The sequence below is a fragment of the Prosthecobacter sp. genome (assembly GCF_020439865.1).
Taxonomy (GTDB): domain Bacteria; phylum Verrucomicrobiota; class Verrucomicrobiia; order Verrucomicrobiales; family Verrucomicrobiaceae; genus Prosthecobacter.
Map to the genome: position 1 here is coordinate 12,279 of NZ_JAGRPF010000149.1, position 14,618 is coordinate 26,896.

Sequence of the window (14,618 nt, forward strand, 5' to 3'; positions counted from 1 at the left end):
CAACCAAGGCAGCGACAACAAACATACCGTCAAAACGAATAGAGCACGCTGAAGCTTATGCCGCTGCATTTCTCAAGTTTGTCCGGTCAATGTGGCGGAAGCAAGCATTGACTTCATCCCACTGCCGTCACCGAAACAGTTTATTCACAACGACTGGACCGTTGACGATCACGCGCCTGTTTTTGAAGTCCAGACGCATGATGGCATCATGCTTCGCTCCTTTGATGTGTTGCTCTCCGGACTGGACGGTGGGATCGCCCTCGAGGATCACCTCCGAGGAGCCGCTGCGGAAATGAATCCGCTCGGCGAGGCCAAAATAGGTGCCGTCGGGCGTGATGACCGTCACTTTGCTGTGTTTGCTGGCACGGGCGATTCGCGGCCATGGCTCCTTCTCTTTGCCGAGGTATGTCAGGTCTGTCCCTTGCAGCAGGACAAATGGAAACTCATTGAGTATCAACTGGCGGCGCATGTCGTGAGCCGATCCCGGAAATTCGTCAAGAACCCCCAGATTTCCGCCTCCTTCTTCAATCATCCCCCGGGTGCTGGCATCTGTGGCGGCGAGCAAAGCGGATACCATTCCGATGAAGTTACCCGTTTTCCCTCGCAGTCCCGTTCCGGGACGTGGCGCGGTATGAGCGATTTTCTTCGGCAGATCCTCATCACGAACAAAGAGATTGGAGGGGACCGATCGAACCACCTGGATCTCCAGCATGGGTCCCGGGCGAGCGGCCCATTGTTTCATGTCCGGGTGGGGCAGGTAGTCGAGCGGTTGACTGACAAGCGGCCTGGCAGCAACATTGATCGCGCCGGAAGCCATCGTCCCCAAACCAAGCGTGCATGGAGTCAGCCACGGCAGAGAAACAACGCCAACCGCCAACACAAACAGGCCTCGCTCAATTGTTTTACGGGTTGTGACAAGCATGGCGGCAGCCTAAAACGAGAATGTAAAAACGCTTGTATCAAAACTTGGTTTCCACGGCTCGGCCGCTCACAAACACGGCGAGCCTTGTGTAATCCAGTTTCATCAGCGCCTTCGGACCGGCGGCTCTTACCTGCTGACGACCAAACTGAACGAACGGCGTGCCCTCCAGCACGATCTCCGAAGACGCAGAGCGAAAATGGATTCGTTCGGCCGTGGCAAAAAGCGTTCCCTGAGATGTCGCGACAGTGATTTTCGCCATCGATGACCCGGTGGATGCAAGGGCCAGCGACGGCATGTCCTTTTTTCCTTCTCTGGCAACCCAAACATCGTCACCTTCGAGCACTGCAAGAGGAGAGTCAGACAGATCGACCTGTTTCCAGGAGCTGCCTTTGATCGGTGTGAGCTGTTGGCTCTCTTCAAATGAGATCAACGCCTGTCTGGAGATCGATTGATTCTGCCGGACAATCAAAGACGATCCGGGTTTGACCGCTTGATACAAACGATCTCGGTCGGGTGACACGGACAGATTGGAATCACCCTGACCGCTTGGGGCGCAGGGCGTTAGCCACGGCAACGCCAGCACGCAGGCCGCCAACGTAAACAGCGCACGACGGAGAGTTTCCCGTTTCATGGGTTAATCCTGCCCATCTTCTCCGCGTCGGGCAAGAATGAATTCCGTTCGCCGGACCAGCATGGCATATCCCAGAGCGGCCATCGCCAGCGCGATGAACTGATAGCCGCTGAGTCCAAGCCAGACCTTCGGTGTATCGCGCATGAATTCGTGCAGAAAGCGAAACAGGCCGTAGGCGATGAGGTAGAGAAAGAACAGGCGGTCACGCAGCAGGCCGCGCCATTGCAGCAGCCAGAATGTGATGAGCATAATGACCTGAAATGCACCTTCGACAGCGGGAGCGGGCCAGCGGGCGATGCCGTTCACATCGCGTGCGGCAAACACACCGGCAGTCGGTTTGCCAAGGCAGCAGCCGTTCAAATAGCACCCGACGCGCCCAAGCAGAATGCCGACGGGCACGATGATGGCAAAGGCATCGCCGGTGGAATGCTTGTGGCCGGTGAAGTGCTTGGTGAGTTCCACACCCGCATACGCGCCGAGCAAGCCGCCGAGCACCGATTTGCCCGTGGCCCATCGCACCCAATGATCAGGCTGCTGCCACTCGAGCCAGCCCTCGGCCAGCAAGTAAGCGATCTTGGCACCCGCGAACCCGCCGATCAGCGCGCCGAGATAGATGAGCAGCAGGTCGCTTTGGCCCTTCGTGCGACGATACCAATAAAAGGCTCCAATCAAGATGCCCGCGACCATCATGAAAGCGTAAGCTGCGCTCCCCGGCAGGAACTGATGCTGGGAAGAAGCGCTCACGATGCGGCTTTGGTGTCAGGAAAACCGGAATAGTAACGGCAAAACGAGTCCAATGCGCCATCCGGTCGAATGACATGCGTGCAGCAGCGGTCAATGCGATCCTCGTCCCAGGTCCACGCGTCCATGAAGGGCTTCACCATGAGGCGGAAGGCCATGCTGCGAGTTTTTTCGAGCGTCTTGAGCAGTTCGCCAAGCGGTTCGTTCTCGCAGCCGCATTTGGCGAGGTCTTCGAGCGTGTAGTGAATCTTGTCCTGCAGGAAGCCCTGAAGTTTCGTGAAGTCGAGGAAGTCGCTGACATGCCAGACCTGATCGTCGCGGCGAATGAGATAACCGATGGTCGCGCAATTCGGATCGCCGCAGGGCAATGGCGTGAAGTCCTCAAAGCGAAGCTGGCCTTCCGACTGACCGACTGCGGCAAGCAGGATGTCGGCGGTGTTGAGACGCTGCCGGGCGTTGGGCGTCTGATTGCGCCCGCTCACAAACTCCGGCTGAAAGGTCACGCCATGGATGTTCGCGTCATCGAGGCCGAAACGAATCGTCTGCCAGAGGTGTGGCAGGTTGTCATGCGTCACCGTCATCGCCAACGTGACGGGAATGTTCGCCGCCGCGAGGTTCGCGAGCGCCCTTTGTTTCACTTCACGCAGATCGGCGCCGCGAAGCGCTGTGTGTCCGGCCTCCTGCAAGCCGTCGAACTGCAAATAGACCTGCAAGCCACCGGCGCGGAAGATTTCACCGAGTTCCTGGCAAAGCGCGGGCTCTTTGGCGAAGCGCACGCCGTTCGAGTTGATCAGAAGGAAGTCGATCTGTTCGTGCTGCTTTGCCCAACGACAGATGTCGACCAGTTGCGGATGCAGCGTCGGCTCGCCGCCGGAGAGCTGCAAAATCTCGATCTTGCCCTTGCGTGCAATGACACCGTCCACGCGCTGCTGAATTTCGACCACTGGCACGGCATCGAGCTTGGACCCGATGCCGATGGGTGAGTCAGCGTAGCAGGTCGGACACGACAGGTTGCAGGAGTTCACGATCTCAATCAGTGCGAGACAGGTGGACAGAGTCTCAACGGGATTCGCACCACGCCCTTCCGCGTTACGGCCCAGCGTTCCCGCACTCCGTCCTGTGGCGTCACAACAGGTGCCACCGGAACAGCAGCGGTTCTCTTCCCTGCCCTGCGCCAGCCAGTAAAACCGTGCGTCACTGGCGATGCAGGCGCTGAACTCGCCATGGGCAATACAACGTCGTTTCATGAACACCTTGCCGTCCTGCTGCTCCACCGTGGCGGGACACGGCTTGTGGCATTGAGGACAGCGCGAGGTGGTGTGTTTGAGGAGGGAGCCGCTCATTATCCTTGGGCGACGAGGGCCAGACAACCGGCAAACAATGAAACCAGCATGAGCGCCCAGCCTCCAATGATCAGACCGACCAGCAACCCACCGGCTCTGCCCTTGCCCAGCTTGATGCTGGACACGAGATGAAGAACAAATGAACTGCCGCCTGTCAGAACCAGATAGGCCTCGCCCACGCTGGCATCATTGGGGAGCAACGGCACCGCTGCCAGAATAACAGCCGGGATGATCGCCGTGCTGGCGATCCAGATGCCCCACCAACGTTTGACGTTTGCCGTGGGTGGTGTCGTGACCTGCTGAGGAATGGGCGGCGGGATGCTTTCTTCCATTTTCGTGATTCAATCGTGAATCAGAATCGAATGCAAGACAGTTCAAAAGCAACACCAGTCCTCATGAGTTGCCAAAGCTTTCGTGCGTGAACCGTCACGAACGCCGCACAGCCGAAAAGGAATGTGGTGAGGATCATGATCAAGCCGTCGAGGAACCAACGCTTCCGTCTCACTTCAGTTCAAGAATCGAAACTCAGGCGTGGACCACAGGGTCTGAATGAACCGCGCCCAAAGATCCCGGATGTCTTCGGTGCTGGCGTTGCCAGAAGCGCTGGATTCGAGGAAGTCACGGACCTGATTCCGCTCGTGGTCCGTTGCCGCGCGCTGAAGAGAAGTTTGGAAGGCGTTCTGAATGCGCTGGTCCGTGTCGGGCGATGATTTGAGCACGACCTCGGCGGCGGCGCGGGCCTGTTCGATGACCTTGGGCGAGTTCATCAGGAAGAGCGCCTGCGTGGCGACGGTGCTGGTCGTTCGCTGCGCGATGGGCTGGTTGATGTCGGCGAAGTCGAAGACTTCAAACAGCGGATGACGCACGTTGCGGAAAGCGGCGGTGTAGAGGCTGCGGCGTGTGTCGAGGAACTGATAACCGTATTCGAGATTTTGGATTTTTTGATCGTTGGCATCGACCGCCTTCGCCTCGCTGACTCCAGGGCCGCCGATGGAACGATCCAAGGTCCCAGCGGCGACGAGCATGGCGTCGCGCAGACACTCGGCATCCAGACGCTTGCGGTTCATGTGCGAAAGCAGGCGGTTGTCAGGATCCTGAACGAGCGCGGGCGCATTGGAGGTCATGCGATAGGTGCGGCTCATGACCATTTCTTTGACCAGACGCTTCAAGCTCCAGCCGTCCTCGATAAACTTCACGGCGAGATGATCGAGGAGCTCTGGATGACTCGGCAGTTCGCCGGTGGAACCGAAGTTGTCGGTTGTGCGCACGATGCCGGCGCCGAAGAGCCAGTGCCAGACATGATTGACCATGACACGGGAGGTGAGCGGATGATCGCGCGATGTCATCCACTGCGCGAGCTGCAAACGACCGCTGGCATCGGCAGGAACACCCGGAGCATCGGGGCGCATGGCCACCTGGATGAAACCACGCGGCACGACGTCGCCGAGATTGCGAATGCTGCCGCGGATGTGGATCTTCGCATCCTCAGGTGCCGAGTCATCAGCCACGGACATGGCCTCCGAGCGCTCCGGCATCTCCTTTTGCAGCGTCTTGAGTTTTTTCTCCAACTCTGCGAGCTGCATTTTGAGCGCTGTAATCTTGGAGGACTCCTTGGCGGGCTCCTCGTCCTTCACCACCTCTCCGGCGGACAGGAACTGCACCGCGTCGACGGTCACAAAACCTTCCGACCCGGCGTTGGAGACGAGTACAAATCCCTGACCGTTTGTTTCGAAGCGGTAGGTGCCCAGCGAGGCAAATTGCAGCCCCTTGAGACTCTCGGTGGCCATTTTGACCACTTTCAAGTCCTCGCCGTCGGCATGCATGATGGTGATGGATACGCGTTCCGCCCGGCTGGGGCCGGCGTTGTAGGCGAGGCGAACCTCGTAACGGCCCGCCTCCGGAAACCTCGGCGCGAACGAGACGGTCTTCTCGCCTTTGCCCTCGTCTTTGTCACTGAGATAACCCTCATTGATGTATGGGGCGTAGCTGGTGGAGCGCTTCCAGTCGCCGACGATTTGCGCTTCGCTGTCATCGACGACGATGCCGGAAAGATCTTTGGCCGAGATGGTTTTGCGTTTTCTCAGATCGGCACTGCCGGCATCCCGCAGATCATCTTTAAGCCCGGCGATTTGAGTCTTGAGTTCAGCGACCTGCTTCTCGTGCTTCTGCATGACGATCTCAGCCTCGCCATCGAGCGGCAGCGGCGAGTCGATCCAGTGCGCAACGTTGTCCGTGTAATTTCGAAGCGTCTTGGTGCTGCGCATGATGCCGGCCAGCGCATAGTAGTCGCGCGTGGAGATGGGATCGAATTTATGATCGTGGCAGCGGGCGCAGCCGATGGTCATGCCAAGGAAGGCGCGGCCCATGGTGTCGAGTTGTTCATCGACGATGTCCATGCGCAGCATGCCTTTGTCCTGCTCCTCGTAGTTGGTGGGACCGAGAGCAAGGAATCCGGTGGCGGTGAGCTGACGGCGGCGCTGCGCCGCATTTTTATACGGCATGAGGTCGCCCGCGATCTGCTCGGTGATCATGCGATCGACGGGTGCGTCGTCACGAATGGATTCAAGAACGTAGTCGCGAAAGCGCCACGCGTCTTTGAATGGCAGCGAGCGCCCGCCGCCGGAAGATTCGGCAAAGCGCGCGATGTCGAGCCAGTGAGAGGCGAAACGTTCCGCGAAGGCCGTGGAGTTCAGGAGTTCATCGACCAGCTTCTCATAGGCGGCAGGGGTCAGCGCCGAACTCGAAGCTGCGGCGTCCGGAGGCAGTCCGGTGAGATCGAAGAAAAGACGACGCACGAGCGTTTGGGAGTCGGCTTCAGGCGCGGGCTTGAGCTGGTTCGCTTCGAGTTTCGCGAGAATAAAGCGGTCGATGTCATTGGCAGGCCACGCCGTGTTCTTCACCGCAGGTGGAGCCACGGGCTTTGGCGGCTGAAAGGACCAGAAACTGCCATCGGCACGAGGCTGACGATGAGAGGCTGATTTTTCGACACCACCTTCGCGAGGATCGGGCGCACCGGATTCGATCCAGAGTTTGAGATCGGCGATTTCGCTGTCCTTGAGCTTCCGCTTCGGCGGCATTTTCAAATCACGGTCAACGTAGGTCACCGCATGCCAGAGCGGACTCTCGGTGAGCTTGCCGGGAACGATGGCCGGGCCGGAATCACCACCCGTCTGCCAGCCGGCGCGGGAGTCGAGCCGCAGTCCTCCCTTTTGCTTGTCGGGACCATGACAGTCGATGCAGTTGGCGATGAGAAGCGGGCGGATGCGCTGCTCAAAATGCGTCGTGTCCGCAGCACCGGCTGCGGCGGACATGAGAAGTGTGATGAGGGTGCATCGGATCATCAGGGGTGCGAAGGCAAACGAGACGCGCTCTGGGGCTCTTTCAGGCGGTAAACCGCAGGACGTAGTGCTGCTGGTAGCGGCCGACGACTTCCGTTCTGGAAAGTCCCGCCTGTTTGGCCATGAGCGTCAGATCGGCGACCGTTTCGGGAAAGTCATACGCGGCCACATGCGCACAGGCGTCATCGAGATGTTCGGGCTGGACCTCCGTCCAGTGCGTGCGCATGAAATTCAGATAGTCATCGAGATACTGCTCACGGCTCTGGCCCTCCTCCCGCACGACATCGACCATGATGAACTGACCTCCAGAAACTAGGCGTTCCGCGCAGGCATGAAAAAGCCGCTGTTTGGCGGCTGGATCCAGATGATGCACGGCGAAACCGGTGAAGATGACGTCGAAGGCCGAATCCGTGTCCTCCACGGCCTGCAGCATGTCCTTGTGATGCAGCGCAGCATTGGGGATGCCTTTCAAATGAATGCGCGCCTCATCCAGTGCCGAAGCGGAAAGATCGACGCCATCATATGTCTCCGGCAGCGCCGCCTGAAGACAGGACGAGAGAAAACGGGCATTGCCGCAGCCCAGGTCGAGGAGGTGATAGGGCCCCTGTGCGCGGCGCTCCTTCAGCAACGCAGTGACGTGTGCGTAGATCTCGAGATGGAACATGTAGTTCTTCTCCGTGATGGCGTCATAGAGCGTCCACGCTTTGCGGAAAAGGGCGGTGTTGTCGTCTTGAGGAGGAGATTGAGTCATGAGGAACGTGAAGCAGCGTCGGTACGGCCAAGAAGAACAACGACGGCACTCAGAGCAAGCATGGCGGCGATGCCGTTGAGCGCCATGCCCATGTCGTAGCGAGTTTTCAACCACGCGACCATCTCGGGACTGAGGTAGCCGGCGAGGTTGCCGAGGGCATTGATCAGCGCGATGCCCGCCGCAGCGGCGGTGCCGGAAAGAATGGCGGTGGGCAGCGCCCAGAAACAGGCTGCGGCGGACATGACGCCGGTGATGGCGATCGCGAGCGCCACCATTTTGAGAACCGGCGGCAGGCCAGGCTGGCCGCTGATCACGAATGCCACAGCTGCGACAAAGGCTGAGATGCCGACATGCCAGCGGCGCTCGCCAGTATGATCGGAATGCCGTCCTACGAGCACCATCCCGACTGCGGCAAAGGCCCAAGGAATGGCGGAGTAGAGTCCGACGAGCCACTTGTCCTTCGTGAACGTATTTTCCACGATCTGCGGCAGCCAGAATGAAGCGCCGTAGATGCCGACGACGATCCCGAAGTAAAACACACTGCAAAGCCAGACCTGCGGTGATTTGAAGGCGTCCAGCGCACTGTGATGGCGGTGTCCTTCGTCAGCCTTGGCCTGCTCGTCAGCGTCGAGGCGGCTTTGCAGCAGGCGCTTTTCATCATCGTTGAGCCAGTTCGCGTGCGAGGGTTTGTCAGTCAGCAAAAAGGGAACGGTGAGACCGATGAGAACGCTGGGCAGTCCTTCAACGATGAAGAGCCACTGCCAGGCCTTCAGACCATGCCAGTTGTCGGCCGTCTTGAGCAGCCAGCCGGAAAGCGGTGAACCGACGACACCTGCCAGCGCAATAGCGGTCATGAACCACGCCACCATGCGCGCCCGGTGCTCACGCGGGAACCAGTAGGTCAGGTAGAGGATGATGCCGGGAAAGAAACCGGCCTCCGCGATGCCGAGAATGAACCGCATCGTGTAAAACGAGACGGGGCTGGAACACCAGGCCATCAATGCCGAAACAATGCCCCAGCCGATCATGATGCGGGCGATCCACAAACGCGCGCCGACGCGATGCAGGATGATGTTTCCCGGCACTTCAAAAAGGAAGTAGCCGATGAAAAAGATCCCGGAGCCCGTGGCAAAGACGGCATCGGAGAACCATGGCTCCGCCTTCATGCCAAGCTTCGCAAAACCCACGTTCACCCGGTCGAGATAGGCGAGGATGTAGCAGGCAAACAGGAACGGAATCAGCCGCCACGCCACCTTGCGATAGGTGGCGGCGGCGAAGGCAGGATCGGCGTCTGAGTTCGGCATGCGGCCCGCATGAGAGCATCAATCAGACCTCACGCCAGCATTCGCTCGTCAACGCTTTCAATAAGGACGCGGACAGACCACGAAACCGTGGCCGTGCGGGCGATACCAGACGCCACGATGCGTGTAATAAGGTGCGCCTCCGTGATAAACACGCCGCGCCTCCCTTGGCAGAACAACCACTCCGCCCGGACTATACGGGCTGTGAGGATTGCGTTCACCGGGAAGCACCGCCCGGCCTCCGGGACTGTAGGGACTGCGGGCACGCGGCCCCATCGGCGTGACGAAGCAGGAGGTCAGCGTGGTGAGAATCAGGACCGAGGAGAGGATATGACTGGTTTTCATGGCGGAGAAGTTGGACCCAAACGACGGCCCGGCGTTGCAAAAAGGCCTTCAGCCGCGATCAGCAGCCCGGCGAGTACCTCGAAAGGGATGGATTTTCACTTTCGTTTATTGCGCCCCTTTCCAAAGTCCCGCTCCCAAACTCCGACCATCATGACGCCCGAAGACGCCAAAAACCAGCTCGACAACCAAGTCCGTGAAACCATCGCGTGGCATTTCGCTCCAGAAACCGGTTGCCCCTTCTGGCTCGACTGGACAAAGAAGAACTTCGACCCGCGCGGCGTGGTGAATAGCTACGAGGACATCATCGCCAAGTTCCCGCACTTTGAAGACGAGTGGCTGCGCGACCAGCAGCCCGAGGTCTGGGTGCCTGCCGCATTCAAGGGCAAGCCCTTCAACATTTTCGAAACCGGCGGCACCACCGGCATGCCGAAGCAGCGCATCGGCTGGAATGACTTCCGCGTCGATTACGAAGAGTTCAGCCACAAGCTCGACGACAAGCATTTCCCGCCTGGCGAGTCGTGGATCATGGTCGGACCCACCGGCCCGCGCCGTCTGCGCCTCGCCGTGGAGCATTTGGCAAACTACCGTGGCAGCGCCTGCTACTTCGTCGATCTCGACCCGCGCTTCGTGAAGAAGCTCATCTCCAACAAGCAGTTCGACGTCGCCCGCCAATACATGGACCACGTGGTCGATCAGGCTGTGCTGCTGCTGAAGAACCGCAAGATTTCCGCCATCTTCACCACGCCGAAGCTCCTCGAAGCCCTGGCCGAGAAAGTGGACCTCTACAGCGCCGGCATCCGCGGCTGCTTCGTCGGCGGCACCACGATGACTCCGCAGTATGTGCGTTTCATCGTTGAAGAAGTGCTGGAGGGCAAAATCGGCTTCTATCCGACCTACGGCAACACGCTCATGGGACTGGCCGCCAGCGTGCCGCTCACGCCGGAGGACAACTTCTCCATCACCTACTATGCCCCGCAGCCGCGTGCCGTGCTGCGCATCGTCGATCCAAAGCAGACGGACAAGACCGTCGAATACGACACCTGGGGCCGCGTGGAACTGACCACGCTGACGAAGGAATTTTTCATGCCGCGCTTCCTCGAGCGTGATGAAGCCATGCGCCGCAAACCGCGCGCCCCCTATGCCTGGGATGGTGTCGCCGACGTGCGTCCGTTTGGTGCGATGGAGAAGACCATCGTCGAAGGCGTGTACTGATTCTGCGGCGTCCTTGAGCCGCTCTACAGCCGGGGATGCGCACGACGCATCCCCGGCTTGTTTTTTGGGCTCTCCAAGCCGGGAAAACTCCCATTTGCATTCCAGCCGCCGCACGCTTTAAGACTCGCCTCCCGATACTCTTGAAGACCACCACGCACACGCAGGCATGAAGATCGCACTGGATGTCATGGGGGGCGATTTCGCCCCGCAAAATCCCATTGGCGGCGTCAAACTCGCCCTCGAATCCCTGCCCTCCATCACCAAGCTGTTCCTGGTGGGTGTGCCCGAGGTCATCGAGAAGGAATTGCAGGTTCAGGGCGTCTCCAGTCCCAAGCTGGAAATCGTCCCCGCCAGCCAGGTTGTGGAGATGTCCGACAGCGGCCTAGACGCCGTGCGCAAGAAGAAGGACAGCTCCATCAGCCGCGCGGTCGATCTCGTGAAGGATGGCACGGCCGACGCCGTCGTCAGCGCCGGACACACTGGAGCCGCGGTGACGGCCTCGCTGATCAAAATGCGCACGCTCACCCACATCGAGCGCCCGGCCATCGCCTCGATCATGCCGTCGCTGACCAAGCACTGGATCTTGATCGACGCCGGTGCCAATCCCGACAGCGAGCCTGCCCATCTGGTGCAAAACGCCATCATGGGCAGCGCCTATGCCCGCCACGTGCTTGGCCGCGACAATCCGAGCATCGGCCTCATGTCGAACGGCACCGAGGAGGAAAAGGGCAACGCGCTGTGCAAGGAGACAAGCAAGCTGCTGCGTCACACGGCGGGCCTGAACTTCATCGGCAACGTCGAAGGCCACGATGTCTGGGACACGCCGCCCGATGTCGTCGTGTGCGACGGCTTCACCGGCAACGTCATTTTGAAGAACGCCGAGGCGCTCTCCCATGCGATCTTCAGCATGGTGAAGAGTGAAATTAAGAGCTCGTTCTGGACCAAGATCGGCGGCCTGCTCGCCAAGCCGGCCTTCAAGCGCGTCCACACCCGCACCAATCCCGACGAGGTCGGCGGCATGCCGCTGCTGGGCCTCCGCGGCATCACCATCATTTCCCACGGCAGCGCATCTCCGCTTGCCATGAAGAACGCCATCCGGCAGGCTTGCGAATCCATCAAACATCAGGTGAATCCGCACATCGAAGCCGCCGCCACCGCCCATTCCATTTCCCTCCATGCCCGCTCCTAGTTCCCCGTCCTTTTGCGCCTCCAGCATCATCGGCACCGGCAGCTACATGCCCGACAAAGTGCTGACCAACGATGACCTCTCCAAGATCGTCGACACCTCCGACGAGTGGATCACCTCGCGCACGGGCATCAAGGAACGCCGCATCGCCGCGGAAGGTCAGGCCACCAGTGACCTCGCCGCCGAGGCCGCACGCCGCGCCATGGAAAACGCCGGCGTTTCCGCGGAGGAGATCAAGCTCATCATCGTCGCCACCGTCACACCGGACATGTTCTTCCCGTCCACGGCCTGCTTTGTGCAGAAAAAGCTCGGTGCAGTGAACGCGGTCTGCTTTGACATCTCCGCCGCCTGCTCCGGCTTCTTGTACGCCCTGCAGGTCGCCCGCCATTTCATCAACACCGGCAACCGCACCACCGCCCTCGTCATCGGCGCAGAAAAGCTCAGCAGCCTCATCAACTGGAAGGACCGCAACACCTGCGTGCTCTTCGGGGATGGTGCCGGCGCCGTGGTCCTTCGCAAAGCGGCTGCGTCTGAGTCCGACGCCCCCGGCCGGGTGCTTTCCACCGTCATGGGCACCGACGGCACCCTCGCCGACGTGCTCAAGGTCCCCGGCGGCGGCTCCTCCTGCCCGATCACTGCAGAAAACGTCGAGTCCCGCCCGAACACGATCCACATGGAGGGCCGTGAAACCTTCAAGCACGCCGTCACCCGCATGCTGGAGGCCTCCCAGCAGGCCCTGGAAATGGCCGGCCTCTCCGCCTCCGACGTGTCCCTCGTCATCCCCCATCAGGCCAACGCCCGCATCATCAGCGCGATCGCCGAGCGCCTGAACCTGCCGCCGGAGCGCGTCTTCATGAACCTCGACAAATACGGCAACACCAGCGCCGCCACGATCCCCGTGGCCCTCGACGAGGCCAACAAGGCCGGACGCCTCAAACCCGGCGACGTCGTGCTCCTCGTCGCCTTCGGCGGCGGCTTCACCTGGGCCAGCTCCGTCGTGCGCTGGTAGTCTTGGGTGAGACAGGCAGAGGATCCATGGCAGCCGAAAGCGTTGCAACGGCTGGTGACAGGGGCCTGATCGTGGCCTCCGTGGGGGCTGCAGCCCTCAGCTCACTTTCTCGGTTCTTTGTTCACCACCCACAGCACGGCCGCCACCACCAGTCCGGTTCCCACGGCTTTGACCGCCTCTTTGACCAGAAAAGCCTGGGTGAATCCTGCCCCACAGACGCCTTGAATCATCACGATGATCCCTTACTGCTCCGTCTTGGCTCTGGCTGCAAAAGCCTGAAGCGAATCCCTGTCACTATACGAAGCGGTTAGCACATCGAGTTTGAGCAGCTCCTCGCAGACCTGCTGGGCCACGTCATGCATTTGATTTCCAGGTTTCGGTGACTTTACGACGACGAGACAGTCATCAGGAAGTTCGCCGCCTTCCTTGATACGGCGCAATCCGCCGACCACTTGATCTCCCTTGCGCAGGATTTCAGTGGTGTCGCGTAGATTCAGATGCAGCGCACGGATAGCGCGGACAGGAACGGCATGAGTTTGGTGAACGAAGGGGAACTTCATCCGATAGATGTCCGTGCCCACCTCAAGAGGTTGATACAGCTTGGAGAGATCCCACTGCTTCAGGTGATCGTGGATCGCCTCACGCATGAGTTGCTCCTGATACTCTTTCGGCTGCGCAAACTGGCGCCGGACATAGTGTCCAAACAGCTCCTTCAGTTTGGTTGAAGGATCTGGCGTCATCGCCACTCGCACATCGCTGAAGTGGAACAGCGTCTTTCTCGGACGGACCAGGAAATTGAAGGCTGAAGACAGATTGGGAGCGCCACCTGAGAGAGTAAGGCATCCATCGACCGAAGCATTGGCTTTGGGACTCAGTCTCGTGATTTCGCTTTCGATGGATTTGATGCCTTGGCGGTAAACTACACCATCGAGCTCATCAAAAAAATCGGTGACCCGGGTGGAGCGCCGTTTTTCGAGGAGAAACCCCAGGTAGCCCAGTTCCTCACAGAGGACCAGCACTCCCACGTTCACAAACTCTTCCGTTTCCCGGTAGGGGAGGAAGCGTACAACAGCATATTTGCAAAGATGTTGATTCATGGTGGTTAGGGCAAGGGGCGGGAGAGCAGTATGCGGATCTTTTCGATAAAATCACCTGAGTCTTTCAGCCATTCAGCAGGAAGTTTGGCGAGGATGGACTCCAAGTGGTCTTTACCAGTCTCCAGCCAGGCACGCATGGCGTCCCCGTTCTCGCCATCCCAGCATTCCTGCCAGTCTTTTCGGAAAATGTGCGTTTCGATGACATCCCGCACCGGGATGGCAGACAATGTTAGATGGTGGTCAATCACCCACAGGGCCTTCTCCGGTGCCAACCAAAGGAGGTTGGGGTTGGCATCCCGGCGGTCGCTATTGTTGATCCAATGATCAAAGGCCAGCAGTCGCTGCCTCTCTAGAACTGGAACGTCCTGCGTGGCTGCTTTGGGGAAAGTGTCTGCAAACTCCACCGCCTGCGATCCGAAGGCCCAGCCAGGGACTAGGTCATAGTCCGAGTAGATGCACTCGTTCACCAGCGGAGCGGGTAGCCAGGCGATGCAGACTGGCGGACACCGCAACCCCAGAGCATGGGCGAGATTGCTACACACCCACTCGCACACCAGAGGCAGCATATCGGAGGAGCGACTCTTAATGAAGTAGCGATTACCATCCGCCGCCAGACACTCCAGCGGGCGCAGTATGCTCGCAGCTTCACGGCCCAGAATCTCGGTGATGAGCAGGCGTCCGCCGGCAAAAGCGGAATCGGGTGGCATTGGGAGGTCCGAGTTCATGATCGAGTGACAAAGTT

Annotated in this window: 15 protein-coding genes; 3 read left to right on the forward strand and 12 right to left on the reverse strand. The window is 59.7% G+C overall.

Annotated elements, in window-relative coordinates; all coding sequences use genetic code 11:
* Window positions 1-127: 127 nt before the first annotated feature.
* From KDL09_RS18380 to KDL09_RS18420, 9 genes are all read right to left on the reverse strand, one after another.
* A complete protein-coding gene (locus KDL09_RS18380) occupies window positions 128-922 on the reverse strand; it encodes a hypothetical protein (RefSeq protein WP_294388417.1) in 795 nt (264 codons plus the stop codon).
* A 37-nt stretch (window positions 923-959) separates the two neighbouring features.
* On the reverse strand, window positions 960-1,553 hold the full coding sequence (locus tag KDL09_RS18385) for a hypothetical protein (protein WP_294388419.1): 594 nt from the start codon (window positions 1,551-1,553) through the stop codon (window positions 960-962).
* 3 nt (window positions 1,554-1,556) lie between these two features.
* Complete coding sequence (locus KDL09_RS18390) at window positions 1,557-2,297, reverse strand: prolipoprotein diacylglyceryl transferase family protein (protein WP_294388420.1); 741 nt, start codon at window positions 2,295-2,297, stop codon at window positions 1,557-1,559.
* Window positions 2,294-3,637 carry a radical SAM protein gene (locus tag KDL09_RS18395; RefSeq protein WP_294388421.1) on the reverse strand — a complete coding sequence of 448 codons (1,344 nt, stop codon included), beginning with the start codon at window positions 3,635-3,637 and terminating at the stop codon, window positions 2,294-2,296. The genes KDL09_RS18390 and KDL09_RS18395 overlap by 4 nt, the downstream gene beginning before the upstream one ends.
* A complete protein-coding gene (locus KDL09_RS18400) occupies window positions 3,637-3,969 on the reverse strand; it encodes a hypothetical protein (protein ID WP_294388423.1) in 333 nt (110 codons plus the stop codon). The genes KDL09_RS18395 and KDL09_RS18400 overlap by 1 nt, the downstream gene beginning before the upstream one ends.
* Window positions 3,970-4,143: 174 nt before the next feature.
* Window positions 4,144-6,948, reverse strand: a complete 2,805-nt coding sequence (locus tag KDL09_RS18405; RefSeq protein ID WP_294388425.1) for a DUF1553 domain-containing protein — start codon at window positions 6,946-6,948, stop codon at window positions 4,144-4,146.
* A 70-nt stretch (window positions 6,949-7,018) separates the two neighbouring features.
* The gene (locus KDL09_RS18410) at window positions 7,019-7,726 is read right to left on the reverse strand and encodes a class I SAM-dependent methyltransferase (protein WP_294388427.1); all 708 of its coding nucleotides are present in this window, start codon (window positions 7,724-7,726) and stop codon (window positions 7,019-7,021) included.
* Window positions 7,723-9,030, reverse strand: a complete 1,308-nt coding sequence (locus KDL09_RS18415; RefSeq protein ID WP_294388428.1) for an MFS transporter — start codon at window positions 9,028-9,030, stop codon at window positions 7,723-7,725. The genes KDL09_RS18410 and KDL09_RS18415 overlap by 4 nt, the downstream gene beginning before the upstream one ends.
* Before the next feature lie 57 nt (window positions 9,031-9,087).
* On the reverse strand, window positions 9,088-9,372 hold the full coding sequence (locus KDL09_RS18420; protein WP_294388430.1) for a hypothetical protein: 285 nt from the start codon (window positions 9,370-9,372) through the stop codon (window positions 9,088-9,090).
* Between the two features lie 150 nt (window positions 9,373-9,522).
* Here KDL09_RS18420 and KDL09_RS18425 point away from each other — a divergent pair, with 150 nt between their 5' ends.
* The 3 genes from KDL09_RS18425 (at window position 9,523) to KDL09_RS18435 (ending at window position 12,779) form a co-directional block, all read left to right on the forward strand.
* On the forward strand, window positions 9,523-10,584 hold the full coding sequence (locus KDL09_RS18425) for a hypothetical protein (RefSeq protein WP_294388432.1): 1,062 nt from the start codon (window positions 9,523-9,525) through the stop codon (window positions 10,582-10,584).
* Between the two features lie 166 nt (window positions 10,585-10,750).
* On the forward strand, window positions 10,751-11,773 hold the full coding sequence (plsX, locus tag KDL09_RS18430; protein ID WP_294388435.1) for a phosphate acyltransferase PlsX: 1,023 nt from the start codon (window positions 10,751-10,753) through the stop codon (window positions 11,771-11,773).
* Window positions 11,760-12,779, forward strand: coding sequence for a beta-ketoacyl-ACP synthase III (locus KDL09_RS18435; RefSeq protein WP_294388438.1), 1,020 nt, complete (start codon window positions 11,760-11,762; stop codon window positions 12,777-12,779). Before plsX ends, KDL09_RS18435 begins: the two co-directional genes overlap by 14 nt.
* A gap of 101 nt (window positions 12,780-12,880) precedes the next feature.
* On the opposite strand, the gene KDL09_RS18440 is transcribed toward KDL09_RS18435, so the two are convergent.
* The 3 genes from KDL09_RS18440 to KDL09_RS18450 are packed head-to-tail and all read right to left on the reverse strand — an operon-like array spanning window position 12,881 to window position 14,601.
* Window positions 12,881-13,009: a hypothetical protein gene (locus tag KDL09_RS18440; RefSeq protein ID WP_294388441.1), complete on the reverse strand. Its 129-nt coding sequence runs from the start codon at window positions 13,007-13,009 to the stop codon at window positions 12,881-12,883.
* 12 nt (window positions 13,010-13,021) lie between these two features.
* Complete coding sequence (locus KDL09_RS18445) at window positions 13,022-13,876, reverse strand: DUF3037 domain-containing protein (protein ID WP_294388443.1); 855 nt, start codon at window positions 13,874-13,876, stop codon at window positions 13,022-13,024.
* Between the two features lie 5 nt (window positions 13,877-13,881).
* Window positions 13,882-14,601 carry a HipA family kinase gene (locus KDL09_RS18450; protein ID WP_294388445.1) on the reverse strand — a complete coding sequence of 240 codons (720 nt, stop codon included), beginning with the start codon at window positions 14,599-14,601 and terminating at the stop codon, window positions 13,882-13,884.
* Window positions 14,602-14,618: the final 17 nt, after the last annotated feature.